Consider the following 24,542-nt stretch of genomic DNA (forward strand, 5'->3'; position numbering starts at 1 on the left):
ATCGCGAAGTTATCATGTCGGATCATGCGCAACCAGTGGCTCCACAGGGCCTGTTGACGGCTCGTGACACTTCGTCAGCCGGCCACGGGCCCGGTGCTCGCACGGACCGTCAGAACCGGCTCCAGCAGCTCCACCTCGTCCGTGCCCCGGCCCCCGAGCTTCGCGACCACCTGTTCCACCGACCTGCGCCCCATCTCCTGCGCCGGGATGGCCACCGACGTGAGCCGCACCGACGCCTGGGTGGCCACCTGTTCGGGGCAGATGGCCACCACGGACACGTCCTCCGGCACGGCGCGCCCCTGCTGCTGGAGGAGGTTGAGCAGCGGCTCGACGGCAGCCTCGTTCTGGACGATGAAGCCGGTCGTCCCCGGCCGTTCGTCGAAGATCCGGGCCAGGGTGCCGGCCATCGCCGCGTACCCGCCCTCACAGGGGCGGTGCAGGATACGCATCCCGGTCTTCTGCGCCTTGGCCCGTATCCCGTCCACGGTGCGTTCGGCGAAGCCGGTGTGCCGCTCATAGACGGCGGGTGCCTCGCCGATCACCGCCACCTCGCGGTGGCCGAGGCCGGCGAGATGGTCCACACAGAGCGCGCCGGTGGCCTCGAAGTCGAGGTCCACACAGGTCAGTCCTGAGGTGTCGGCGGGCAGGCCGATGAGGACGGCGGTCCGGCCCGCGTCGCGGAGCAGCGGCAGCCGTTCGTCGTGCAGCTCGACGTCCATGAGGATCATCGCGTCCGCCAGCGAACTGCCCGCGATCCGCCGGACGGCCGCCGGGCCCTCCTCGCCGGTGAGCAGCAGGACGTCGTAGCCGTGCGTACGGGCGCTCGTGGCCACGGCTATGGCGATCTCCATCATCACCGGCACGTACATGTCCGTCCGCAGCGGCACCATCAGCGCCATGATGTTGGACCTGCTGCTGGCGAGGGCGCGCGCACCGGCGTTGGGGTGATAGCCGAGCTGCTGGATACTGTGTTCCACCCGCTCCCGGGTGGAGGCCGAGATCGAGCGCTTGCCGCTGAGGACGTAGGACACCGTGCTCGCGGAGACTCCGGCGTGCTGGGCGACCTCGGCAAGCGTGACCATTCGGCTTCTCCCCTACAGATGACGACCGGAGGGGAGAGCGAGTGAAGCGCTTCGACAGCGCCGGGCTGCGCTCTCCTTCGCGCTCCGACATGCACAGACACAGGGGAGCCTAGACTCGCTCACAGGGACTGTCCAGAGCGGAGTCGAAGCGCTTCGACCGAGCTCGGCCCCCGGACTCAGGACGCCGTGGGGGTCCATCCTGCCAGCCAGTCGGCGGTTTCCTGTTCCGCGGCCTCGGAGTCGCTGAGCTGCGGCCGGTCGCTGCTCGCCGAACCGGATCCCGGTCCGGTGTTCCGGTATTCGGCGAAGCGGTCGTCCTTCCAGGAGAACCCGCTCATGTCGGTCCACGGCTCGGGCCTGATGGCGGAGCTGAGTGCCGTGTCGCGGAAGGTGGCCATCGGGTCGAGGGCGGCGTCCCCGCCCGCGTGCCACGGGCGGCCGAGGTGGAAGGAGGACGCCGAGACATCGCCCTCCACGGTCGACCCGGTGATCAGGAAGCCCTTTCGGTCGGCGGCGGTGCTGGGCGCCGCGATGTATCCGGCTGAACTGCCGTCCCACCGCTTCTTCAGCGTGATGACCGAGGTGTCGATCACGGCGGTGGCCCGTCCGAAGATGAAGTCGACATTGCCGACGACATCGGAGTCCTTCATGTAGACGCGGCCGAGTGTCTCCTTGGAGGCGGTGTCGAGGAGCAGCGTGTCCTGGTCGCCCGTGACGGTCACGGAGTCGAGGAAGACCTGGTCCGCCGCGGTACGCAGGGCCACCGCCTGGCGGTCGTTCATGTCCTGGTGGGCTGCCTCGTCGAAGTCGTTGGAGATCGTGAGGTTGCGGGCCTGGAATCCGTCGGCTTCGGCCGCCACGGTGGCACTGCCGCTGGTCCCGTAGGGGCCGGAGCCGTCGGGCTTCTGGGTGCCGGATGCGTTGTCGAAGACGATGACGGTGTCGGCACGGCTGGAGCCGCCGCCCTGGAGGGTGACGTTCTGCTTGGTGGAGGGGATCTTGACCAGTTCGCGGTAGGTGCCCGCCTTGATGGACACGATCACCCGCTCGGTGTTGCCCGCGGGGATCGCGTCGACCGCCGCCTGCACGGTGGTGTACTGCCCGCTGCCGTCCTGGGCGACGGTGAGGGTGGATGCCGCTTCGGCACCGGACGCCTGCCCGAGGGTCCAGACCGAGGCGGCCGCCAGGAGCGCGGCGGCTCCTGCCGTGGTCGCCCGGCGGGGCCCGGGGTGGAGAGCGGTGCGTCGTCGTCGACTGGCTGCCATGGCCTGATCCATTCGTCGGGAAGAGGTGGGGTTCCGCGCAGCAGTCGCCGCAGCCGCCCCAAAGGTTGCCGGTTCCCGGCAAGACGTTCGCCCGCCCCCGCCCCCCGCCGGCAGGGTCAGTAGGCGACGGGCCAGCCGCTGCTCCAGTTCAGCAGGTTGACGCCTAGCTTCGGGGTGCCGTTGTCCTCACCGTCGTAGTAGTGGTAGACGAGCAGGTCGCCGTCGGAGTCCGCCAGGACCGACTGCCCGCCGGGTCCGATGTAGCGCCCGTGCGACTCCAGGACGGGCGTACCGCCGTTGTCGAGCATGCTGACGCCGTCGCGGTCCGTGTAGGGCCCGGTGACCTCCGTCGCCCGGCCCACCTTGATCTTGTACGTCGAGCCGGTGCCGGCGCAGCAGGTGTCGTACGAGGCGAAGAGGTAGTAGGAGCCGTCACGCTTCACGAGGGAGGGCGCCTCGATCGCCTTGGTTCCGGTGGGGCGGGAGGCGAGCGAGCGGCGTGCGGTGTCCCCGGCGTACTGCTTGCCCGTCGTGGGGTCGATCCGGATCATCTTGATGCCGGTCCACCAGGATCCGAAGGTCAGCCACCACGTGCCGTCGTCGTCCACGAACAGGTTGGGGTCGATGGCGTTGTAGTCGCTGGAGGCGTCCGAGGTGTAGACGATCCCGTAGTCGCTCCAGCTGCCGGCCTGACCTGTCGTGGAGGCCGCGAGGCCGATGGCCGAGGTGTTGGAGCCGAAGGACGAGACGGCGTAGTACATCAGGTACTTCCCGCCCTGGTACGAGATGTCCGGGGCCCAGGGGTCGGACTCCGGGGAGTACTCCGTCCACCAGGCCGGCTCGGTGGTGAAGGCGTTCCCCGAGCGGCCGAAGGCGGTGCGGTCGGTGGAGGTACGCAACTGGAGGCCCTCACCGGTCGAGTAGAGCAGGTACTCGCCGGACGAGCCCCGGATCATGCTGGGGTCGTGGACGACGATGTCGCCGCTGACGACGCCCGGGTTGGGGTAGGCGGAGGCACTGCCCGGCACGAGGGCCATCAGGAGTGCGGCGGGGAGCACGGCGAGGGTTCGCATCGGAGTACGGCGCATGGGGGGGGCTCCTTGGGGTCGGGGGCGGCGGGGGCGTCGGGGACGTCGGCGACGGAGACGCACCCCTCAGTCGCCACCGGCACCGCATCGGTTGCCGTACGCGCGCGGCCCGGACCCCCGATTCCACATGCCCCCTGTGCGCCCTGCCTCCCCCCTCCTCCTCAACCGTGGAGCAGGACGGGGAAGGCCTCCATGTCGTTCTGCGTCATGACCGGCAGCTTGCGGATCTCGTCGTCGGCGATGGCGAGCCTCAGATCCGGGAAACGCCCGAACAGCGCGGGCAGCGCGATGCCTGCCTCGACGCGGGAGAGCGCGGCGCCGGGGCAGATGTGGGGCCCGTGTCCGAAGGTCATGTGCCGGATGGGAGTCGGCCGGGTGATGTCGAAGGAGGCGGCGGCGTCCCCGTGCTGGGCGGCGTCATGACCGATGGCCCGGTAGGAGATCACCACACCCTCTCCCTTGGCTATGACCTGGTCGCCGACCTTGATGTCCTCGGTGGCGAACCGCATCAGCAGATGGGTGGTGGGTGTGTCCCAGCGCAGTGTCTCCTCGACCACCGTCTCCCAGGGGATCTCACCGTCCAGCACCTTGCGCAGCTGGTCCGGGTGGGCGAGAAGGGCGCGTACGGCGTTGAGGACGAGCCCGATCGTGGTCTCGTGCCCCGCGGCCACCATCGCCTTCAGGTTGCCGACGACCTCCTCCTCGGTGAGCGGCTTCCCGCCCTCCTCGGCGAGGATCAGCGCGCTGGTGAGGTCGTCCGTGGGGTGTACGGTCTTCTCCCGCACCAGTTCGGCGTAGAAGACGTCGAGCTCGGCCAGTAGCGCAAGCCGGTCCTCCTGCGGGGTGAGCATGGAGAAGAACGCCTTGTACTGCCGGGTCAGCATGGGGTGCAGCGCCTCGTCCACCCCCATCAGCAGCCCGACGACCTTCATCGGGAGCGGCTGCGCGAACACCGCCTTGAGGTCGACGACCCCGTCCTCACCCTGTTCGGCGAGCGCGTCCAGCAGTTCCTCGGTGAACTTCTCGATGGCCGGGCGGATCGCCTCCAGCCTGCGGGGGGTGAGGGCCTGGGAGGTCTTCGTCCGCAGCCGGCGGTGCTCATCCCCGTCCACGGTGAACATGGAGCGTCCCGCGTCGATCATGCCGATCAGCGGCCAGTCGTGGGTGACCTCACCGCTCTGCCAGAGACCCCAGGCGTCCAGGTCCTTCACCAGGCGTGGGTCGACGAGGAGTTGGCGCGCCTCCGCGTGCCGGGTGACGGTCCACGCCGGGACACCGAGCAGCTCGATGCGCGCGAGCGGCACGGATGCCCGCAACTCTTCCGTCTCACCGTCGAGATCCTGGACCATCGGGTCGATCACCACGGTCGCGTACGGGCAGTTCACAACAGGTCTCCAGTCGTGTGTGCGGGAGAGAACTGGACGGGAAGCGCGTTCATGCCGCGCAGGAAGGCGGACGGCCGCCTGACGAGATCCTGGGCGGGTACGGCGAGTTCGAGGTCGGGGAGCCGGTCGAGGATGACCTCGATCGCTGTACGGGCAATGATCTCCGCTATCTCCTGGGCCGGGAAGGGGCAGCGGTACTCCCCATGACTGAACGCCAGATGTGCACCGTTGCCCGCCTGTTGACCAACACCGCAGGAGATCGCCTCCTGGCGGATCAGCGGGTCGGTGTTGGCCGCGCCCAGGCCGAGCAGGAGCATGTCCCCGGCGCGAATGGTCCGGCCGCCGAGCCGGGTGTCACGGACCGCCCAGCGGCCGGCCAGGATCTGCGTCGGCGCCTCCTCCCAGAGGACCTCGTTCATCGCGTCGCCGACACTGCGCCGCCCGCCGGAGAGCGAGTCGGCGAACTCGGCGACCAGGTCGGCGGCGCGGATGAGGAGGGGGTCGTCATCGTACGGACTCCTGGGAGACGGCCTCGCTGCGTTGCGGCCATACGATCAACGCGGCACCACTATAGGGAGGTTGTGTGAAGCTTTGGGGGGGGTGATCACGGCACGGACCGCCCGCCCCAGGACCGTCCCAGGGCCGTCCCGGGGCCGTTAAGGCTGCCAGGAGCGGGAAGCAGCGGTGCATGCCCCGCTGCCGGTTTCCGTCCTTGCAGGCCGCGTACGGCACGGAGGAGGCTGAGGGCACGGAACGCACGAGCACGACACACCGGAGGGAGGGCCGCAGGGTGCGCCATGTCCCGTTTTTCCGCTGGGTGTTGACGATCGGAGTGATCCTGCTCGGCTGCTCGGCCGGCGTGCACATGACCCTGCCGGACTACCCGAAGCTCCGCCAGGTGGATCTGACGGTGCTCGACGAGGCGTCTGACGGCCGGTGCACGGTCCGGTGGACGGACCCCTTCGATCACCGCGAACACGAGGGCCCCTACCGCTGCGACACCGAACGGGACCCCGGGCTCCGGGACTCCGGCTACGTGATCGCGGAAGGCTCCGACCAGGGAGAGCTCTACTCGCTGGAGGGGTTCAACGGCACTGCGGAGGGCCGGATCAAGGCCTCCGACACACTGGCGGTCGTCGGCCTGCTGCTGTCGTCCGTCGGCCTCGTCGGCGGAAACATCCGCGGCATGGCCCGGCTGGGCGGTGTGCGCCCCAGGACCGTACGTCGGGCTGAGCGGCTGGGCCGGGCGGCGGCGCTGGTCGCCCAGGACCACGCCCGGGCGGTGGAGGCCGTACGGGAGGCGTGGGCCCCGTTGCAGCGGGAGCGGGTGGCGGAGAAGCTGCGCACCCTGCCGGTCGCACGGCTGCGCGGACGGATCGGCGGACGCCCGCGCGCCAGGGAGCTGGAGCGGGCCGGGATCCGCAGCGTGCAGGAGGTGCTCGAATCGGGGACCTGGGAGCTGGGCCAACTCCCGGGCGTGGGACGGGAGACGGCCGAGAAGGCGGTTGCCGCAGCGCGCGGGATCGCCGAGTCCGCGCACGGTTGTGTGACGGTCCGGCTCGACGCGAGCCGGCCCAGCCCCGCAACCACGGCGCTCGTCGCCGCCTTGCACGTACTGGTGGCGGCGGGGCCCGGGGCGCAGAAGGCCGCACAGACGGGGCGGGCGCTCGATGCACGGCTTGAGCCCCTGCTGGACGACGCCGAAGCGGCCTCCGGCTACAGGAGGATGCTGACCGCCGGACCCGAGCGCCGCAGGCGCGCCCGGACCGCTGTCACCGAGCTGCTCCTCGTGCTGAAATGGGCCGAACAGGGCGGCCTGGAACAGCGCTTCGGCCAGGTCTCGGTGGACCTGCTGCGCGGGACGGACAGCGGACCGGCCGGGCTGGACGCCTGGGTGGACTACGAGGCACGCCCCGCGGAGTACCACCGCCTGCTGACGGAGATCACGGGCACAGAGCCGGCTGCCCCTCCCCGTCCACGACGGCCCGCCGTCCTACGACGTCGCTCCCCCGCCCGCGAGCTAGGGTCTGTCTGACCATTCCCGTCGTCGCCCTTCGGGCAACGACGGGAGTTTGACGACACGCCTAGGCGGACGGCTCCATGAGGAACGCACGTGCCGCCGCCGCCCCGGCCTCCGGGTCCCACCCGGGACTGCTGGGACTGCTGGGGCTGCCGGAACCGTGGGGAGCGGCCGCGGCCACCAGAGCGGCGTCGACCGCCCCATCCGCGGCGATCAGCGCATCGACCGCCCCGGGATCGACCTCGCGCTCGGCGCCATCCGCTGCACGCCGCCCGCCGCCGCCCGACCCCTGCCGGACGGCGGACCGGACCGCGGCCTGAACGGCGGCCTGGACTGTGGCGTGAATCCTCTCCCGAGTGCGGTCGGCGCTGAGCGCGGGAAGCCCCACGCTTCCGAACCCGTCCTCGAGGTCGTACTCCGCGCGATACCAGCCGCTGCCGTCGAATCCGTACACGAACCCGAGGAACAGCTGCTGCTCACTGTCCCTGACCCGGCGTACGGCCGGCTCCCACCACTCGGGCGCGCCGGCCAGCAGGTCCGTCTCCTCCTCCTCGAAGAAGTCGGACGCCTCCGCGTAGAAGGTCCGCGAGTCATGGCGGTCCTGACCGAGCAACACCGCACGCCCGCCCTCGATGCGGTGCAGATCGGCCCAGCTGCCGTCACCGTCGTCGTAGTGCCACAGCGGCCCGTCCGCCTTGCAGTCGTCGCCACGCCCCACCGCCGCCTCGACGGCGGCGAGGGCGGCCCATCGGCCACGGAGTGACATCGGATCGGGAAGATCGAGCGGGATCAGCGCCATGACGGGCTCCTTCGCGCATCGAGACAGCTCAGCTGATCACCGTACCGCCCCCGGGCGCGGAGGCCGGTAGGCACTTTCCGCTCAACCAGGATTTCAGTTCCTTCGTCCAGGTGGTGACCATCGGCTGGGAGGAGCCCGGGGAAGCGAACTGATCCAGCTTCTCCTGCCATGTGTCGTAGTGGCCGGAAGCCGACGGAGCGGGCTCCTCCCAGCCGACCGCAGCCGAATCGACCCAGCGGGGGAAGGTCTTGAGCGCGGCACCGAGACCGGCCGCCTCGATGCGCTTCGTGAGCTCGACCCTCAGATCGGTGTTCTTGGCACCGGTATAGATCATGATCTTCTGCGAGGGGGCACGCTCCGCGATGGGCTCGATGACCTCCTTCCACGCGGTCTCACGGATGGACGCGTCAGTGCTGAGCAGCGACGCCCCGGCCTCACCCTTGAGCTCCACGAAAGCGGCCATGTTCTGGCTCTTGGCGCTGTCGAGCCACTCGCGGAAGGTGTACACGGTCTCACCCTCGTACGGACCGCGGTCGATCGTGCGGCCCTTGAGCTGATCGGCGCCGGTGGCCCACCAGATGTGCGTCACATCGACCTCGGGGCCCGTGAGACCTCTGGTCGTTCTGTTGTGCCACATCACGCCCTTGGTGCCGTTCTTGGTGAGCTGAAGGTCCGCCTCCACGCCAAGGGCCCCCCAGCTCTTCTGCTGCGCCAGGCCCTTCGGATGGTTCGGCTGACGCACCTTGTCCCGCTCCCAGGCCCTGTCCCCGGTGGGGTAACCGCCGTGCCCGAAGATCACCGGGCAGACGGGAAGCTCGGGCGGACTGCTGTACTGCTCGAACATATGCACCCGGTCGAGGTTCCAGCCCTTCGGCTCCTCCCAGCTGTGCAACGCTTCGCCGAGAGTCCCGTCCGCCTTGGCGATGAAGGTGATGGCCTTGGCCCGTGTGTCGCTGTATCCGTAGAAGGTAGCGAGGTCATCACGCCCGTCACCGTTGTAGTCGCCGGTGACGATGCGCATCCGGGACCGCTCGTACCACCCCGGCACCGCGCTCAGGAGATCGCGCCGGTTGCCGAACTTCCCATCCGCGCCGAGGTCGAACCCGATGAGGGCATCGTGCCCGTCGGCGTAGTCGTACCAGGCGGCGAACTCGTCACGACCGTCACCGTCGAAGTCACCCGAGTGCACACTGACCCGGCCGAACTGCCAGCCGGTGGACTCCCATCCGCGTACGGGCTCGTTGAACCCGCCGTCGACCTTCGCGGTGAAGACCATCAGCCGGACGGTGCCGGCGGTGTAGCTGTCCATCACGCCGATGTCGTCGCGCCCGTCGCCGTCGAAGTCACCCGTGGCGAACTTCATCCGCTGCACCTGCCATCCATCGGCGGCGGTGCGCGCGAAGGACGAGAAGGGGGTGCCGAAGCCACCGTCGGCGTCGGCCAGGAACGTGAAGAGCTTGTCGTCGCCGTTGCGGTAGTCGTACCAGGCGGCGATGTCGTCACGGCCGTCGCCGTCGAAGTCCCCGGCCTCGGCCGTGATGGCGTCGAAGGTCCAATTGCCGGGGGGCACGGTCCAGGAAGCGAAGTGACCGGCAAAGGTGCCGTCGCCCTTGCCGAGCCAGGTGAGGAGCGAGACCCGTCCGTCGTCGTAGCCGTAGAAGGCGGCGACGTCACCGATCCCGTCACCGTTGAAATCACCGGTGACGCGCTTCATGTGCTCGGCCCAGTAGTTACCCGCAGCCGCTTCCCAGCCTCTGTTGGGCGTGGGGAAGCCGCCGTCCGCGTCGGCGAGGAAGGCACGCATGCCGTCGCTTCCGTCGCTGTAGTCGTACCAGGCGAGCATGTCGCTCCGGCCGTCACCGTTGTAGTCGTGGCGGGGAGCATCGTGGGCTCCGGCCGCCCGTACGGTGGATATTCGCACCCCGTCGCCCGACTGTGCGGAGGCGGAACCGACCGCGGGAAACCCGTTCGAGCCACCGCTGTCGAGGGCGGACGCCCCCCTCGCCGCCGTACCCTCCTCCGCTGCCTCCACCACGGCGCTCGCACTGCCGACACCCGCCTGCGGCCCGATCAGGGCGCACACGACGACGGCGCTCAAGACGCCCACGACGCCTGGCGCACGGAAAGGTCTCTTCATCCAACGCTTCATCCAGCTGTTCATCTCGGCTGCCCATCCCCCTCGTTCACCACCATCAGCGGCCAACACCACTGATGTCCCCTTGTGTCCACGCGTGTCGCCCGTGTCCCCCACAGGAGGCCGCCGCCGATTAGAACACCCGACGCACTCCCAGGGACAGCGACTTGGAGCAACGCCCGCCTCCTTCGCCCACTCGCTGCGGGCTCCACCCCTGGTGAGGAATCATGCTGACCATGGCTCAGCTCGAAGCGCGCGAAGTGCCGCTACACAAAGTCTTCTGCAGTGACTACGACTTCCGGATCCCGGACTACCAGCGTCCCTACGCCTGGCAGACCGAGCAGGCCGAGCAGCTACTCGCCGACCTTGAGGAAGCTCTCCTGCGGGGCGACGGCGAGCCCTACTTCCTCGGCTCGCTCGTACTCGTCAAGGACAGCCGCGCCGCCGACGCCGATGTCATCGACGGCCAGCAGCGACTGACCACGCTGACGATCCTGCTGGCCGTCCTGCGCGACCTGGCTCAGCAACCCGATGTGGTGACCAACCTGGTCGCGATGATCGCCGAACCCGGGAACACGGTCCTCGGCCTCAAGGCGAAACCCCGGCTCACTCTGCGCCCCCGGGACGCCGACTTCTTCCACCAGCACGTCCAGACCGCAGGTTCCATCAGCACCCTCCTGGAGCTGAACCCGCACAACCTGAGGACCGACGCGCAGCGAGCCGTGCAGGCCAACGCGCGGGTACTGCACGCCTCCCTGACCTCCTGGACGGACGACCAGCGTCTCGCGCTGTGCAAGCTCATGGGAGTCCGGACCTTCCTCGTCGCGGTCAGCACCCCCGATCTGGACAGCGCCCACCGCATCTTCAGCGTCATGAACTCCCGGGGCCTCGATCTGTCGCCTGCCGACATCTTCAAGGCCCAGATCATCGGCGAGATCGAGGAACAGGCATCGGAAACGTACGCCAGGCGGTGGGAGGACGCCGAGGAGAGCCTCGGCCGCGAGGACTTCTCCGACCTCTTCCTCCACATCCGCATGGTCTTCTCCGGCGAGCGGGCACGGCAGGAACTCCTCAAGGAGTTCCAGACGCAGGTCCTCTCCCACTACAAGGGCGGACGGGCCAAGGAGTTCGTCGACGAGGTACTCGTCCCCTATGCCGAGGCGTCCGCGGTGATCCGCGACAAGACGTACGCCGCCGGAGACGGTTCGTCACAGGTCAATTCATGGTTCCGCCGCCTGCTGCAACTGGACAACAACGACTGGTGGCCCGCCGCACTGTGGGCGCTGCGCACCCACGGCGACGACCCCGCGTGGCTCGGCACGTTCCTCCGATCCCTGGAGCGCCTCGCGGCAAGCATGTTCGTCCGACGCGTCTACACCACACCCCGTGTGCTTCGCTTCGCCGAGCTGCTGACGGAGCTGAACAACGGCTTCGGCCTCGATGCCCCGGCCTTCCAGCTGACCGAGGCCGAGCGAACCGAGACTCTGACCAGACTCGACGGCGACGTGTACTACGAGCTGAGGACGCGTCGCTTCATCCTGCTGCGGCTCGACGAGCTGGTGGCCGAGGACGACATCATCGCCACGTACGAGGCTCCCCGCATCACCGTCGAGCACGTACTCCCCCAGAACCCCGGTGACCAGTCGCAGTGGCGCGCGGACTTCACTGCGGACGAACGCAAGAAGTGGACGCACAGGCTCGCCAACCTGGTGCTGCTCAGCCGCACGAAGAACTCCCAGGTCCAGAACCTCGACTTCACCGCCAAGAAGGAGCGATACCTCAAGCGGGGCGTCGTCACCTTCCCTCTCACCACACAGGTGCTGGGCCAGGACACCTGGACCCCGGAACACCTGGAGAAGCGGCAGGCGGAACTCCTCGGCCTGCTGACCGAGGAGTGGCGCCTGTAGCGGGGCCGAGGGCGCCGACGCAGCCCCCGCCCCCGTGCGGGGGTGGGAACAGGACAGCCCGACGCCCGTAATGCCCGATATCACCGTCCCTAACTTCCCCCGGACCGCGTGGCCAGCACGGCGGTGAGGCCCTCCTGGAGGTCCTTGACGAAGTACTCGGGGACCTCGAGGGACGGGAAGTGCCCGCCGGCCTCGGGCACCCTCCATCGGACGATCTGCCGGTACCGCTCCTGCGCCCAGACGCGGGGGCATTTCTCCGCGTCGCCGGGATACATGGTGATCGCCGAGGGGATGTCGACACGCAGTTCGGGATCGAGCGAGTTGTGGCTTTCGTAGTAGATGCGAGCCGCCGACGCTCCGGTCCGCGTCAGCCAGTACAAGGTGACGTCGTCAAGAATCCTGTCTCTGGAGATCCTCTCGAACGGGCTGTCCTCGGTGTCCGACCACTCGGCGAATTTGTCGAGGATCCAGGCGAGAAGACCGACCGGTGAGTCGACGAGTGAGTAGCCGATCGTCTGCGGTCGGGTCGCCTGCTGCTTCGCGTACGCCACGCGGTTCAGCCAGAAGTCGCGGTTCTCCTCGACCCACGCGCGCTCGGCGGCCGTCAGTCCGTCCGTCGTCATCCCGGGTGGTGCCTGCGCGAGTGTCGAGTGGATGCCGAGAACGTGCGCGGGAAACCGGCCGGCGAGGATCGTCGTGATCACGCCGCCCCAGTCGCCACCGTGGGCGGCGAACTTGCTGTAGCCGAGCCTTCCCATCAGTTCGACCCAGGCGGCCGCGATCTTTCCGGTTCCCCACCCGGTGGTGGCCGGCTTGTCGCTGTAGCCGAAGCCCGGCAGTGACGGAGCCACGACATGGAAGGCCGGCGTGTCGGCGTCTTCCGGATCTGCCAGCTCCTCCACCACGTCGACGAACTCGGCGATACTCCCCGGCCAGCCGTGCGTGAGGATCAGAGGAGTGGCGTCCGCGCGCGCGGATCGGCGGTGCAGGAAGTGGATTCCCAGACCGTCGATGGTCGTGCGGAACTGGCCGATCCGGTTGAGGCGCACCTCGAACGACCGCCAGTCGTACCCGGTGCGCCAGTAGTGCACGAGATCGGCGAGGTCGGTGAGAGGAACGCCCTGTTCCCATCGCTGACGGCCGGGCGTGGCGGGACGGACCGTCTCGGCCTCGGGAAGTCGCGCCGCGGCCAGTCGCGCGCGCAGATCGTCGAGGTCGGCATCAGTTGCGTGGGCTTCAAACGCCTGCACGTCGCTGGTTGGACGGGACATGAGATGAGTCCTCCTGGCTTCATGGAACCGGCTAAGACGGTTCTAGCAGTTCCCTCAGCCGCGCCGCAACCAGCTAAGGTGGTTCCATGCCTTCTGGTTTCCCTGACTTCCGCCTCGGTTCGGTGCTGGCGACCAGCTTCACGGGGACCCTGTCCGAGCGTCGCGGCGAAGCCGTGGAGCGGATTCCGGTGCCGCAGCGGCTCGTCGACTGGCTGGCCGCGTACGGCCTCGCCGTGGACTCCTGCACCGCGGCCCAGCTCGACCGCGCTCGGGAACTGAGGGAGTCGATCCACGCCGCCGCGACAGCGGCCGCAACCCAGGAAGCTCTCCCCGAGCCTGCTGTCCAGGTCATCAACGACTACAGCGCTCAGGGCCGGGCCGCGGCCGTTCTGACGCCGGAGGGTGAGCGGCGATGGCTGCTCGGCTCTGGTGCTTCCCGCGTGGAAGATGCCCTGAGCGTGATCGCCGCGGACGCGATCAGCATCCTCGCGGGCGAGCGAGACGGAAAGCTGGCCTTGTGCGCATCACCGAGCTGCCGAGCCGCCTTCTTCGACAGCAGCCAGAGCCGCACCCGTAAATGGTGCGACATGAACACGTGCGGGAATCGCCAGAAGAAGGCGCGCTTCAATGCCAACCAGCGCAAAGGCACCAGACCGTCGGAGTAGTCGTCACCGCCTCATGGGAGAACCATGGAGAATTACCTGACGATCGGGTGACCGGTCGGCGGGTGCCTGCCCGCCCTCCTGACTCTCGGCGCAGACGCGACCTGACTACCTCAGCCGCGTGGCGAACGCCCGCGCTGCGGCCAGGTCCTCGTCGTTCGGCCGCTGTTTCTGGATACCGCCGATCAGCTTGAACGGCATCATGGTGTCCAGGGCTCGGCACGAGAACTGCCCGTCCACCTCGAAGCCCTTGCCCTTGAGCAGCTGGACCACCGAGCGGGTGAAAGGCACCAGCGGCAGCTCGGGAAGCCCGCTGGTGGCGAACACGAATGCCCGGCCCCGCCCGGTGGGCAGCGCCTTGACGAGGCCGGTCAGGCTGGGGTGGAGCCTCTGATAGAAGACACCCGAGCCGAATCCCACAAGGTCGGCGCCGGCCAGCTCCTCCAGGTCGGCCTGCTCGGGCGGGACGACTTTCGCGCCCAGCACCTGAGCCATGCTGTCAGCGACACGACGCGTATTTCCGTGCGACACGGAGGCGCACACGATGACGACCTTCATCCTTACGATCCCTTCTCCGGCTTCCGCAGATACGACAGGACAGCGGCATCGGATCTGACACCACCCGAGTGTGATGGCGGTCACTCGGCATATGCGGTGGTCGTCCGCCGTTGCGGCGCGGGCACTCCTCGGGGCACGTGGTTCAGCCCGGGGAAGTGCTTCACGCCGGTCCGGCCCTGGTCGGAAACATCTCCAAAGTGACCTGTATCACATTGCGCGTGCGGGAACTCAGTTCCCTCTCGCTCCGACTCCTGAACGTGCACCTCACCGTCCCCATCGGTCCACGTATGAGGAAGAGTCGATGACCGAGACCACGCCCGCCACGCCGCCACCACCGCCACCACCACCACTCCGACAACGCCGGACCGAAGAAGAGGCCACCCCGCCCGAGGACTTCGCCACGCCCACGCCGAGAACCGGTGGCGGCACCTGGAGCGGGCTGCGACCCCTGCTGTTGCGCCTGCACTTCTACGCGGGTGTCCTGATCGGCCCGTTCCTGCTCGTCGCCGCCGTGACCGGACTGCTCTACACGGCGACCCCGCAGATCGAGTCGGTCGTCCACCACCACGAGCTCAAGGTCACCCCGCACGGCGAGCCGAAGCCGCTCGCGGTTCAGGTGGAATCCGCCCGCGAGGCAGTTCCCGGCGGGCAACTCGTCTCCGTCACCACGGGCGAGGGGGACAGCGACACGACCCGGGTCACCTTCGACGTCAAGGGACTGCCCGAGGGCTACACACAGACCGCCTTCGTCGATCCGTACGACGCGGAGGTGCGCGGCACACTGCGCACGTTCGGTGAGTGGCTGCCCGTGCGGTCCTGGTTCGACAGCCTGCACCGCACCCTGCACCTCGGCGAATTCGGCCGCAACTACAGCGAGATCGCCGCGAGCTGGCTGTGGGTCGAGGTGCTGGGCGGGCTCGCCCTGTGGCTCGGGGCACCGCGCGGCCGGGAGCGGCTGCGCAAGTTGTTCGTGCCGCGCCGGGGGCCGAACGGACGCAAGCGCACGCTGTCCTGGCACGGAGCCGTGGGGTTGTGGCTGTCCGTCGGATTCCTCGCTCTTTCGGCGACCGGGCTGACCTGGTCGGCGCACGCGGGCATGAACATCGGCAAGATCCAGGACTCGCTGGGCGGGGCCACGCCTTCCGTCTCCTCGGCCCTCGGCCACGGTGCGCAGGGCAGCGGCGCAGCGGGGGCGGATCCGGGCCGACCCTCCGCGACTCAGGTCGATCTGGACGAAGCCGTCCGTATCGCCCGCTCCGAGGGGCTGCGCGGCAAGCTCGTCGTCACCCCGCCCGCGGACACCGGGAGCGCGTACACCATCGACGAGAACACGCGGCACTGGCCGGAGCAGCAGGACTCGATCGCGATCGACCCGGCCACCGGCAAGGTCACGGACAAGGTGGTCTTCGACGACTATCCCGTTCTCGCCAAGCTCACCCGCTGGGGCATCGACGCCCACATGGGCCTGCTTTTCGGCCTCGCCAACCAGATCGTCCTCGCGGTCATCGCCGTCGCGCTCATCGGGATGCTCTTCTGGGGCTACCGCATGTGGTGGCTGCGGCGGCCCACCCGAGGCGACAGGACAAGGTTCGGACGTCCGCCGGCGCGGGGAGCGTGGCGCCGGGTACCGGGCAGGGTCATGGCACCGCTCGTCGTCGTGACCGCCCTGCTTGCCTACTACCTGCCGCTGTTCGGGCTGCCGCTGGCCTGCTTCCTGCTCGCGGACCTGGCACTCGCGCAGGTGCGCCGACGCCAGCGCGCGCGCACGCGCACGGAGACACGAGCCGAGACATCGAAGGAGATGGCCCGATGATCGCCGCCACCGGGCTGCGCTGGATTCTCACGCTGCTCTTCTGCGCACTCGCCGCCTACGGTCTGTGGCGCGCCTTCGCGGCCCGCTCCCACCCGTGGACCGCTCGGCTCGCACACGGTCTGCACGCGGTGATGGCCCTCGCCATGTTCGCGATGGCCTGGCCCTGGGGCATGGACCTGCCCGGCACACCACAGGTGCTCTTCTTCTCCGCCGTCGCGGCCTGGTTCGTGCTGGCTGCGCTCGCTCTGCCGAGCGGCCCCGACTCTCGGGGGCGAGTCCTCGCGAGCGCGTTGCCGCACGCCGTGATGACCGGCGCGATGGCGTGGATGGTCGCCGCGATGGCGTCGGGCATGTCCATGGGTGCGATGGGTGGGGGCGAGGCCCACGACATGCCGGGGATGGACATGTCGGCCCCAGGAGCAGTCGCGACAATGACGCTCAGCGGCACAGGCAATCGCTGGAGTGCGGGCCTGCTCGCACTCGTCATGCTGGCCCTCGCGCTGTGGTGGCTCGCGGCCGGCTTCGACAGGGGCCGCCTCGCGCCACGCACAGCGAGCGGAGCGGCCTCGGACGGCGCGACCTTGGACGGGGCGGCCTCGGGCGGCGCGGTGCAGGCCGCTTGGGACGTGGGTTGTCACGGGCTGATGGCTCTGGGCATGGCAGTGATGTTCGTCGTGATGGTGTGATGACGTGACGGTGTGAGGCAATGGGTTCGATGGCGACCGCACGCCCTCGGACCCGCCCTCTGCCTCATCGCGCACCGCCATGTCCGACGCCTTGGTCAGGAGGCAGCCAGCGGGTGGTTACCGGCCACGGGAATGCAGGGCTGACATCAGTTCTGCCGGGCACTCCGCCGCAGGACACCCCGCCCCGCGCAGGAAGGTATCGAAAAGGTCCACCGCGGAGAGGAAAGCGCTCAGCCCCTCACGCATGAGACCCGCACTGGACGCCGTGCCATCCGAACTACTCGCCGGTGCGTTCCTTCGTGCCGTATCGGGGGCCGTTCTGTTCGTGCGTGGCCCACTTCTCGGAACCCGACCAGAGGTTGTACTGCGTGAGGTCGATCCCTGGACCTCCTGATCACGGCTCTTTTCGCCCAGCTCGGCCATGCTCGCGCATCTGGTCGTAGATCTGCTGCGTGTGGAGCTGAAGTGCCGTCACCTGGTCGAGTACGAGCTGCTTGGACAGGTCGTCGTCGCCTTCATGGCTGTGAGCGAACGTCCCTGAGGACTTGGCCCGTTGGATCACGGAGGCCTGTTCGTGGGAGGCCTGTTCGTGGGAGGCCTGTAGCTGGCGGCTTCCGTCACCGTGCTGGTGCTGATCCTTCGCCCACGAATGTCCGGCCGCACGGAGGTCTGTGCGAAGTGCCGGTGTGGTGGTCGCGACCGTTGCGCGGTGCCGGATCAGAACAGCTGAGGTCTTCCGTCCAGACCCGACCGGCATTGCATCCCCCCTCAGAGCCGCGGAGCCATCGCTCGTACGCAAGCAGTGATTTCTGAGCACGAGGGAACTCAGGGCCGGTGGCAGCCGACCTCTGGTGCGTACAACTCGCACTCTCGCCCGGAGCCTGCCTCATGGACCACTCGGTGACCACGGTGACCACTCACACCCAACAGCGTTCCACCCCCGCCCCGTACGCGCTGCTCGCGCGGTTCCTGCTTCTGCTCGCCGCGCTCTTCGTTGCCTCGTACGGAGTGGGGCAGCTCGCCGGGCCCGTCGCCCCCGACATGCGTCGAGTCACGCACCAGGACGACGAACCGGCCTCGCACGACATGGGTGACATGAACGGGATGGGCCACCGATGAGCCGGGAGACGCCCCCGCGCACCCTCGCCACGACCGATCTGCTCGTCGGCGGCATGACGTGCGCGGCCTGCGTACGCAGGGTCGAGAAGAAGCTCGGCGCCCTGGAAGGCGTGCGTGCGACCGTCAATCTGGCGACCGGTATCGCCCGCGTCGAGCATCCGGCGGACCTCGGCGCCGGCACGCTCGTCGCCGCCGTCGAACGCGGCGGATACACCGCCCGTCCCCGTCTCCCCCTGCCGCCGGCGTCCGGCGAGGACCGGGAGGCGGAGGCCGCGGCGGCGACCGAGTCCGGCGTCACGCAACGGCTTCTGGTGACCGCGTTCCTCGCCCTCCCCGTCCTGGTCCTGTCGATGGCGCCCTCCCTCCAGTTCCGCAACTGGCAGTGGCTGTGTTTCGTCCTCGCCTCCCCGGTCGCCTGCTGGAGTGCGTGGCCCTTTCACGAGCGGGCCTGGCGCGGGATGAGGCATGGTGCGGCGACGATGGACACGCTCGTCTCGCTCGGCGTACTCGCCTCCTTCGGCTGGTCGTCGTACGCGCTCTTCCTCGGGGGTGCCGGCGCCCCCGGCATGCGGATGCCCTTCACCCTGCTGCCCACGGCCTCGGACGGGACGGCGCACCTCTACCTCGAATCGGCGGTCGGTGTGCCCCTCTTCCTCCTCCTCGGCCGCCATCTGGAAGCCCGCGCCCGGCGGGGCACCTCGGCCGCCGTGCGTGCGCTCGCCGAACTCGGTGTGAAGGAGGTGACGGTGCGGGAGGGAGCCACCGAGCGGACCGTTCCAGCGGTACGCCTCGCCGTGGGCCAGGTCTTTCTCGTGCGGCCCGGGGAGCGCGTCGCGACGGACGGCGAGGTCGTGCAGGGCACGTCCGCCGTGGATCTGTCTCTCGTCACCGGTGAGACCCGGCCCGTGGAGGTCGGGGCCGGTTCGGCCGTCACGGGCGGCTCTGTCAACGCGGGCGGACTCCTGCTCGTACGCGCGACGGCCGTCGGCGCCGACACCCGGCTCGCCCGCATCAGGGCTCTTGTCACCGAGGCCCAGGCCGGGAAAGCTCGCGCTCAGCGGCTTGCCGACACCGTGGCCGGGGTCTTCGTGCCCGTCGTGCTGGCTCTCGCCGTGACCGTGCTCGGCTTCTGGCTCGGCGCGGACGCGGATCCGCAACCCGCCTTCACCGCCTGCGTCGCCGTCCTCGTCGTCGCCTGTCCCTGCGCGCTCGGGCTCGCGACCCCCACCGCCCTCATGGCGGCCACCGGACGCGGCGCCCAGCTGGGCATCCTGATCAAGGGGCCCCAAGCCCTGGAGGCCCTGCGGCAGATCGACACCGTCGTGCTCGACAAGACCGGCACCCTCACTTCGGGTCACCTCACCGTCGCCGCCCTCACCACACGTGCGGAAGGCCTCGATGCGCAGGAGGTGCTGCGGCTAGCGGCAACCGTCGAGACCGGCTCCGAGCATCCGCTCGGCCGGGCCCTCGTGCGCCACGCCGAGCGCTCCCTCGGGAAAGGCGGGGAAGGCAGGGAAGGCGGGGAAGGCGGGGAAAGCAGGGAAGACGCCCTACGGCCGGGCGCGCTCTGCGGCTTCGTCGCGACACCCGGCAACGGCGTACGCGGACACGTGGACGGGCGGCTCGTCGAGGTCGGTGTGCCCGACGGCGAACTGCCCGAGGAACTGCGCGCGGCCCTGACCGCCTCCCGGCAAGCCGCCCACACCCCTGTCCTGGTCCGTGTCGACGGGAGGCCCGAAGCCGTCCTCGCGCTCGGCGACGTCCTACGCCCCGGCAGCTACCACGCGGTGGACCGGCTCCGCCGCCTCGGCGTGTGCCCCGTCCTCGCCACCGGCGACCAGGAGGAGTCCGCGCGTGCCGTCGCCACCGCACTCGGCATCGACCGGACGTACTCCCGTTGCACCCCCGAACGCAAGGCGGAACTCGTCCGTACGCTGCGCGCCGAAGGGAAGAGGGTCGCGGTCGTCGGAGACGGTGTCAACGACGCGGCGGCGCTGGCCGGGGCCGACCTCGGTATCGCCATGGGCACCGGCACGGACGTCGCCATCGGCGCCGCTGATGTCACCCTCGTCCGCGACGACATCGAAGCCATCGCCGACGCGGTACGCCTCGCCCGCCGCACCCTCGCAACCATCCGCGGAAACCTGCTGTGGGCCTTCGGCTACAACGCCGTCACCCTCCCGCTCGCCATGGTGGGACTGCTCAACCCGATGCTGGCCGCCGCCGCGATGTCTCTCAGCTCGGTCCTCGTCGTCCTCGGCAGCCTCCGCCTGCGTAGCTGGCAACCGGCTCCGGCGGCAGCCACCGCCCGGCGTCGGCACCCCTCCTCACGGGCGGCCTTCTGATGACCGTTCTCCCCGTACGCCTGCGTACGTCGTTGAGCGCCGTCGGCGTTCCTGTTCTCGCCTGCGGCTCGGCCCTCGCCGGTCTGGGCGCCTGGACGGCCGGCGGACACGCCGGCAGCCCGCCTCACGTGGCCGTCGCGAAGGCATACGTCTACCGGCCCACCGGCCCGACGCCGGAGACCGCTGCCTTCTTCACCCTCACGAATGACGGGGGCTCCACCGACCGGCTCGTGGACATCTCCTCGCCCGATACGGTCGCACCACCCCGGCTGAGCGAACACCACATGACGCCTTCCGGGGGCGCCTATCGGCAGCCGGTGGACTCCGCCGCGGTGCTGGCGGAGGACAGTCTCACCATGACCCCGCACGGAATCGACGTGACCGTAAAGCCGAAGGGAACGTGGCTGCCGGGGGAAGAGGTCTCCTTCACGCTCCGCTTCGCACACGGCAGGCCTTTGACGGTCCGTGCGGTGGTCGTGCGGCCCGGCGCGACGACCGACCGTCTGCCTCACCCGTAGCGCCGTGCACCGCACCACCACCTTCTCCGACCGCATATGCCGGAACTCCGCTGCTGCGTCCACTTGTCCGGCATGGGCGACAAGCCGGATACCCTGCCATGTCGCCCGGCTCCTCGCGATGGGAGGATGAGGCACCATGGAAGCGGGACCGGTCGGACGCGCGGTGAGGGCGGCGATGTTCGCCGTCGTCTCGGTCACGCTCGCCGCCACCGGACACGTCCTCATGTCCGAGGCCCCGCTTCCCTTCTGGGTGCCGGCGACCGGCTTCCTCGCACTGGCGATCCCCGGCTGGTGGTTCGCCTCCCGCGAGCGCGGTCCCTGGCTCGTGACGGGCCTTGCCGTGGTGACCCAGGGGGTGCTGCACAGCGCCTTCTCGGCCGCACAGTCGGCACAGGCCGGGCAGTCCGGGCAGTCCGTACGGTCCGCACTTGGAACCGTCCCGGGTGCAGGCACGCGGGCCGTCGGCGGAGCCGTCGCGCCACCGACGGACGCCATGGCGGGCATGCATCACATGGCGCACACGGGTCACTCGGCGACGAGTGACCCGATGGCCGGGATGGACCACATGACCGGCATGGGACATATGGCCGGCATGGAAGACATGGCCGGCATGGACCACTCCTCAGCCGTGGACCACATGGGCCACCTGAGCGCAATGGCCGACCTGAGCTCGATGGCCCACACAGGCCACAGCATGGCCGGGATGTCGCCGGGGATGCTCGCCGCACACGCCTTCGCCGCACTCGTCTGCGGCGTGTGGATGGCCCGCGGCGAACGCGCGGCCTTCCAGACCCTGCGGGCGGTCGCCGGCTGGCTGCTCGCCCCTCTCCGTCCCCTCCTCACAGCGCCGTTGCCGGTCCCCCGCCGTCGCATGCGCCCCCGCCGGGGTCTGAGCGACCGGCTGTCGCCGGGCCTGCGGTGCGCCCGCGCACTGGACAGGCGCGGACCGCCCGGGGTGTTCGCCGCGTCCTGAGGACACGGCAGGCATTCCGGAGGACGTACGCCCCTGGCACACAGCCGGTCACCGACCGGTCCGCCGTCGTACCCGCATGAGGCGGGAGTCCTCCGGCACACCCGGTTCCGAAGGAGCCCGGGTGCCCCAATCACCGGTGACCCGGCTCCGCCCCGCACACCGCTACGCCCGCCGTAGCCACGACGCGCGGCGCCGCGCCGCACCGTGGCGTGCAGTGGCGTGGCGTGCCGTGCAGTGGGCGGACGCCCGGTCACCGAACCGATCCGTGAAGGACATCGCTGACGATGAGCACCACCACACTGCCCGCCCCGCGCGGGCAACATCGGGCCTCAGTCCCGCGCGACAGGACGGCCGAGGACACCGCCTCGACCGGCTGGGCGCTCGCCGCCCGCGCCGGAGACCGCGACGCTGCCGACGCCTTCGTACGGGCCCTGCATCGCGACGTCGTGCGGTACGTGGCCCATCTGTCCGCCGACCCGCAGGCCGCCGAGGACCTCGCACAGGACACGTTCCTGCGCGCGCTGCGCACACTGCACCGCTTCGAGGGGCGCTCCTCGGCCCGTACCTGGCTCCTCACCATCGCCCGCCGCGCCGTCGTCGACGACTTCCGCAGGGCCGCCGCGCGCCCCTTGCTCGCCGACACCCACGACTGGCGCGCGACCGTCGAACGCACCCAGCCGACCGGAGTGCCCGGCTTCGAGGAGGGCGTGGCGCTCCAGGAACTCCTTGCCGCACTCCCCTACGAGCGCCGGCAGGCGTTCGTCCTCACCCAGTTGCTGGGGCTCTCCTACGCGGAGGCCGCCCGCCGGGCGGACTGCCCGGTCGGCACGGTCCGCTCCCGAGTGGCCCGCGCTCGTAACGCCATGACCGCGCAACTGGAGCGCGACGAGGCGGAGGCCATCGGCCGGGCCGTCGGACAGGCTGCCTGACGCGAGCCGGGACCGCTCCCCTCGGGGGCGGTCCCGGCCATCCGCTCGCGACGGGCCAGGCTCCTGCGGTGGTCCGCCCCGAACCATGCGCCGCATCCGGGGACGGGGACGGGGGACGGGGACGGGGTCAGTGCTTGGTCTGCTTGGTGAAGGCGGTGCGGGACCAGAGGTAGCCGAGGAGGCCGATGCCGGCGCACCAGGCGAGCGAGAGGTAGGCGCTGTTGCCGATCCCGGTGCCCATGAGGAGGCCGCGGAGGGTCTCGTTGACGGGGGTGAAGGGCTGGTACTCGGCGAACCACTGGAGGGGGCCGGGCATCGTGTCTGTCGGGACGATGGCGCTGCCGAGAAAAGGCAGGAAGGTGATCGGCAGCGGGAGGTTGGAGGCTGACTCAACCGTCTTGGCGGTCAGCCCCATGCCGGCGGAGAGCCAGGTCAGGGCGGTGGCCAGAGCAATCAGGAGGCCCGCCACGGCGAGCCACTCGACGAAGGAGGCGTTCGGGCGGAAGCCGATGGCGAGCGCGACGGCGGTGACGACCACCGTACCGAGGACCGTCTGCACGAGGTTGCCCAGGACGTGACCGGTGAGGAAGGAGCCGCGCGAAATCGACATCGTGCGGAAGCGGTTGACGATCCCCTCGGTCTTGTCCATGCAGATGGTGAGGGCGGCGCCGACGGAGCCTGTGGCGACGGTCATGAGGATGATGCCGGGGGCGACGTAGTCGATGTAGTCACCGGCGAGCTGCGGGCCCTGGATGCTGGCGCCGAGCGCGCCGCCGAAGGCGTAGTTGAAGAGAAGCAGGAACACGACCGGCATCATCACGATGATGACGGCGATGGACGGGTAGCGGACCGCGCGCTTCATGATGCGGCGGAACATCGTGACCGCGTCGCGGACGGCGTAGCCGCGGGGGCGGGAACCGGCGGTCGCGCCGGCCACGGCGGTGGAGGTCACGGTGGTCATCGGGCGATCTCCTGCTTCTTGTCCGCACCGGTGAGGGCGAGGAAGACGTCGTCGAGGTCGGGGGTGTGGAGGGAGAGGGACACGGGGGCGGCGCCGGCCGCGTCGAGGATGTCCAGGACGGCGCGGAGGGTGGAGACGGCCCCGTCGGACGGAATCTGGAGCGTGAGCTCCTCGTCGTCGCGGGTGGTGGAGGCGAACTGGGCTGCGGCGCGCTCCAGTTCGGCGGCCGAGTCGAAGCGCAGGGAGATGTGGCCCCCGTGGATCAGCGCCTTGAGCTCGTCAGAGGTGCCTTCGGCGACGAGTCTGCCTTCGTGGAGTACGCCGATCCGGCCGGCGAGTTGGTCGGCCTCCTCCAGGTACTGCGTGGTGAGGAAGATGGTGACGCCCTCGTCGGCGACCAGAGAGCGGATGATCTCCCACATGGTGCGGCGAGAGCGCGGGTCGAGGCCGGTGGTCGGCTCGTCGAGGAAGATGATGCGTGGATCGCCCATCAGGGACATGGCGAGGTCGAGCTTGCGGCGCATGCCGCCGGAATAGGTGGAGGACGGCTTCCCTGCGGCCTCGGTCAGCTCGAAGCGTTCGAGGAGGCGGGCGGCGCGGCGGCGGCCCTCCGCCTTCGGGAGGTGGCAGAGGTCGGCCATCAGCCGGAGGTTCTCCTCCGCGCTGAGGAGGCCGTCGACCGCCGCGAACTGTCCAGTCAGGCCGATCAAGCTGCGTACGCCGGCTCCGTCCCGGGCGACGTCGTGGCCGCCGACGGTGGCGGTGCCGCCATCGCCGTCGATGAGGGTGGCGAGTATCTCGACGGTGGTGGTCTTGCCGGCGCCGTTCGGGCCGAGCAGGGCGTAGACGGAGCCTTCGGCGATGTTCAGGTCCAGGCCCTTGAGGACCGGCTTTTCGCCGTACGACTTGGTAAGGCCGGAGGTGGTGATCGCGGCAGGCTTGCTTGAAGTGATCATGACAGGCATTCGGCTGTGGCTTCCCTGATGCGGAGGGGCGAGGAATGGCGCGGGGGGCCTCCCGGACGGCG

General features: G+C 69.7%; 20 protein-coding genes and 1 pseudogene. 10 read left to right on the plus strand and 11 right to left on the minus strand.

Going from position 1 to position 24,542, the window contains the following annotated elements; translation table 11 throughout:
• Positions 1-74: 74 nt before the first annotated feature.
• The 5 genes and pseudogenes from OG623_RS03655 to OG623_RS03675 form a co-directional block, all read right to left on the minus strand.
• Positions 75-1,082, minus strand: a complete 1,008-nt coding sequence (locus tag OG623_RS03655; protein ID WP_406144232.1) for a LacI family DNA-binding transcriptional regulator — start codon at positions 1,080-1,082, stop codon at positions 75-77.
• Between the two features lie 176 nt (positions 1,083-1,258).
• Positions 1,259-2,347 carry a pectinesterase family protein gene (locus tag OG623_RS03660; protein WP_406144233.1) on the minus strand — a complete coding sequence of 363 codons (1,089 nt, stop codon included), beginning with the start codon at positions 2,345-2,347 and terminating at the stop codon, positions 1,259-1,261.
• A 116-nt stretch (positions 2,348-2,463) separates the two neighbouring features.
• Entirely contained in the window at positions 2,464-3,435 is a 972-nt protein-coding gene (locus OG623_RS03665; protein WP_406144235.1) for an arabinan endo-1,5-alpha-L-arabinosidase, read from the minus strand.
• A 161-nt stretch (positions 3,436-3,596) separates the two neighbouring features.
• On the minus strand, positions 3,597-4,784 hold the full coding sequence (locus OG623_RS03670; RefSeq protein ID WP_406151664.1) for a cytochrome P450: 1,188 nt from the start codon (positions 4,782-4,784) through the stop codon (positions 3,597-3,599).
• Between the two features lie 32 nt (positions 4,785-4,816).
• Positions 4,817-5,287: pseudogene (locus OG623_RS03675) on the minus strand (cytochrome P450); the annotation flags it as partial.
• 323 nt (positions 5,288-5,610) lie between these two features.
• Here OG623_RS03675 and OG623_RS03680 point away from each other — a divergent pair.
• Positions 5,611-6,855 carry a hypothetical protein gene (locus OG623_RS03680; protein WP_406144237.1) on the plus strand — a complete coding sequence of 415 codons (1,245 nt, stop codon included), beginning with the start codon at positions 5,611-5,613 and terminating at the stop codon, positions 6,853-6,855.
• 49 nt (positions 6,856-6,904) lie between these two features.
• On the opposite strand, the gene OG623_RS03685 is transcribed toward OG623_RS03680, so the two are convergent.
• Positions 6,905-7,639 (minus strand): proteophosphoglycan 5, encoded by a 735-nt coding sequence (locus OG623_RS03685; protein ID WP_406144238.1) that lies wholly within the window; start codon positions 7,637-7,639, stop codon positions 6,905-6,907.
• A gap of 28 nt (positions 7,640-7,667) precedes the next feature.
• The gene (locus OG623_RS03690) at positions 7,668-9,746 is read right to left on the minus strand and encodes an FG-GAP-like repeat-containing protein (protein WP_406144240.1); all 2,079 of its coding nucleotides are present in this window, start codon (positions 9,744-9,746) and stop codon (positions 7,668-7,670) included.
• Positions 9,747-10,009: 263 nt separating this feature from the next.
• On the opposite strand from OG623_RS03690, the gene OG623_RS03695 reads away from it, so the two are divergent.
• Positions 10,010-11,680, plus strand: a complete 1,671-nt coding sequence (locus OG623_RS03695; protein WP_406144241.1) for a DUF262 domain-containing protein — start codon at positions 10,010-10,012, stop codon at positions 11,678-11,680.
• A gap of 89 nt (positions 11,681-11,769) precedes the next feature.
• Here the strand turns inward: OG623_RS03695 and OG623_RS03700 are convergent, their stop codons facing one another.
• Positions 11,770-12,951, minus strand: a complete 1,182-nt coding sequence (locus tag OG623_RS03700; RefSeq protein WP_406144242.1) for an epoxide hydrolase family protein — start codon at positions 12,949-12,951, stop codon at positions 11,770-11,772.
• A gap of 86 nt (positions 12,952-13,037) precedes the next feature.
• Between OG623_RS03700 and OG623_RS03705 the strand changes: the two genes are divergently transcribed.
• The gene (locus OG623_RS03705) at positions 13,038-13,616 is read left to right on the plus strand and encodes a CGNR zinc finger domain-containing protein (RefSeq protein ID WP_406144243.1); all 579 of its coding nucleotides are present in this window, start codon (positions 13,038-13,040) and stop codon (positions 13,614-13,616) included.
• Positions 13,617-13,721: 105 nt separating this feature from the next.
• Here OG623_RS03705 and OG623_RS03710 read toward each other — a convergent pair whose 3' ends face one another.
• Complete coding sequence (locus OG623_RS03710) at positions 13,722-14,171, minus strand: flavodoxin family protein (RefSeq protein WP_406144244.1); 450 nt, start codon at positions 14,169-14,171, stop codon at positions 13,722-13,724.
• A 301-nt stretch (positions 14,172-14,472) separates the two neighbouring features.
• On the opposite strand from OG623_RS03710, the gene OG623_RS03715 reads away from it, so the two are divergent.
• The 7 genes from OG623_RS03715 to OG623_RS03745 all read left to right on the plus strand — a co-directional run bounded on the left by OG623_RS03715 (position 14,473) and on the right by OG623_RS03745 (position 22,554).
• Positions 14,473-15,984, plus strand: coding sequence for a PepSY-associated TM helix domain-containing protein (locus OG623_RS03715; protein ID WP_406144246.1), 1,512 nt, complete (start codon positions 14,473-14,475; stop codon positions 15,982-15,984).
• Positions 15,981-16,670, plus strand: a complete 690-nt coding sequence (locus OG623_RS03720) for a DUF5134 domain-containing protein (protein ID WP_406144248.1) — start codon at positions 15,981-15,983, stop codon at positions 16,668-16,670. Before OG623_RS03715 ends, OG623_RS03720 begins: the two co-directional genes overlap by 4 nt.
• A gap of 834 nt (positions 16,671-17,504) precedes the next feature.
• Positions 17,505-17,789, plus strand: coding sequence for a hypothetical protein (locus OG623_RS03725; RefSeq protein ID WP_406144249.1), 285 nt, complete (start codon positions 17,505-17,507; stop codon positions 17,787-17,789).
• A complete protein-coding gene (locus OG623_RS03730) occupies positions 17,786-20,134 on the plus strand; it encodes a heavy metal translocating P-type ATPase (protein ID WP_406144251.1) in 2,349 nt (782 codons plus the stop codon). Before OG623_RS03725 ends, OG623_RS03730 begins: the two co-directional genes overlap by 4 nt.
• The gene (locus tag OG623_RS03735) at positions 20,134-20,652 is read left to right on the plus strand and encodes a copper chaperone PCu(A)C (protein ID WP_406144253.1); all 519 of its coding nucleotides are present in this window, start codon (positions 20,134-20,136) and stop codon (positions 20,650-20,652) included. Before OG623_RS03730 ends, OG623_RS03735 begins: the two co-directional genes overlap by 1 nt.
• 136 nt (positions 20,653-20,788) lie before the next feature.
• Positions 20,789-21,625, plus strand: a complete 837-nt coding sequence (locus tag OG623_RS03740) for a hypothetical protein (RefSeq protein ID WP_406144255.1) — start codon at positions 20,789-20,791, stop codon at positions 21,623-21,625.
• 284 nt (positions 21,626-21,909) lie between these two features.
• A complete protein-coding gene (locus OG623_RS03745) occupies positions 21,910-22,554 on the plus strand; it encodes a sigma-70 family RNA polymerase sigma factor (RefSeq protein ID WP_406144256.1) in 645 nt (214 codons plus the stop codon).
• Between the two features lie 127 nt (positions 22,555-22,681).
• On the opposite strand, the gene OG623_RS03750 is transcribed toward OG623_RS03745, so the two are convergent.
• Together OG623_RS03750 and OG623_RS03755 are read right to left on the minus strand one after the other, a co-directional pair.
• A complete protein-coding gene (locus OG623_RS03750) occupies positions 22,682-23,515 on the minus strand; it encodes an ABC transporter permease (protein ID WP_406144258.1) in 834 nt (277 codons plus the stop codon).
• Positions 23,512-24,480, minus strand: coding sequence for an ATP-binding cassette domain-containing protein (locus tag OG623_RS03755; RefSeq protein WP_406144259.1), 969 nt, complete (start codon positions 24,478-24,480; stop codon positions 23,512-23,514). Before OG623_RS03755 ends, OG623_RS03750 begins: the two co-directional genes overlap by 4 nt.
• Between the last annotated feature and the right edge of the window lie 62 nt (positions 24,481-24,542).

The sequence above is a fragment of the Streptomyces sp. NBC_01012 genome (assembly GCF_045162755.1).
GTDB lineage: Bacteria > Actinomycetota > Actinomycetes > Streptomycetales > Streptomycetaceae > Streptomyces.

Coding starts and splice junctions, on each gene's coding strand:
- OG623_RS03710 (WP_406144244.1), bottom strand. CDS start 14,171: ATGAAGGTCGTCATCGTGTGCGCCTCCGTGTCGCACGGAAATACGCGT.
- OG623_RS03745 (WP_406144256.1), top strand. CDS start 21,910: ATGAGCACCACCACACTGCCCGCCCCGCGCGGGCAACATCGGGCCTCA.
- OG623_RS03695 (WP_406144241.1), top strand. CDS start 10,010: ATGGCTCAGCTCGAAGCGCGCGAAGTGCCGCTACACAAAGTCTTCTGC.
- OG623_RS03660 (WP_406144233.1), bottom strand. CDS start 2,347: ATGGCAGCCAGTCGACGACGACGCACCGCTCTCCACCCCGGGCCCCGC.
- OG623_RS03730 (WP_406144251.1), top strand. CDS start 17,786: ATGAGCCGGGAGACGCCCCCGCGCACCCTCGCCACGACCGATCTGCTC.
- OG623_RS03655 (WP_406144232.1), bottom strand. CDS start 1,082: ATGGTCACGCTTGCCGAGGTCGCCCAGCACGCCGGAGTCTCCGCGAGC.
- OG623_RS03700 (WP_406144242.1), bottom strand. CDS start 12,951: ATGTCCCGTCCAACCAGCGACGTGCAGGCGTTTGAAGCCCACGCAACT.
- OG623_RS03750 (WP_406144258.1), bottom strand. CDS start 23,515: ATGACCACCGTGACCTCCACCGCCGTGGCCGGCGCGACCGCCGGTTCC.
- OG623_RS03670 (WP_406151664.1), bottom strand. CDS start 4,784: ATGGTCCAGGATCTCGACGGTGAGACGGAAGAGTTGCGGGCATCCGTG.
- OG623_RS03685 (WP_406144238.1), bottom strand. CDS start 7,639: ATGGCGCTGATCCCGCTCGATCTTCCCGATCCGATGTCACTCCGTGGC.
- OG623_RS03735 (WP_406144253.1), top strand. CDS start 20,134: ATGACCGTTCTCCCCGTACGCCTGCGTACGTCGTTGAGCGCCGTCGGC.
- OG623_RS03740 (WP_406144255.1), top strand. CDS start 20,789: ATGGAAGCGGGACCGGTCGGACGCGCGGTGAGGGCGGCGATGTTCGCC.
- OG623_RS03665 (WP_406144235.1), bottom strand. CDS start 3,435: ATGCGCCGTACTCCGATGCGAACCCTCGCCGTGCTCCCCGCCGCACTC.
- OG623_RS03755 (WP_406144259.1), bottom strand. CDS start 24,480: ATGCCTGTCATGATCACTTCAAGCAAGCCTGCCGCGATCACCACCTCC.
- OG623_RS03720 (WP_406144248.1), top strand. CDS start 15,981: ATGATCGCCGCCACCGGGCTGCGCTGGATTCTCACGCTGCTCTTCTGC.
- OG623_RS03715 (WP_406144246.1), top strand. CDS start 14,473: ATGACCGAGACCACGCCCGCCACGCCGCCACCACCGCCACCACCACCA.
- OG623_RS03705 (WP_406144243.1), top strand. CDS start 13,038: ATGCCTTCTGGTTTCCCTGACTTCCGCCTCGGTTCGGTGCTGGCGACC.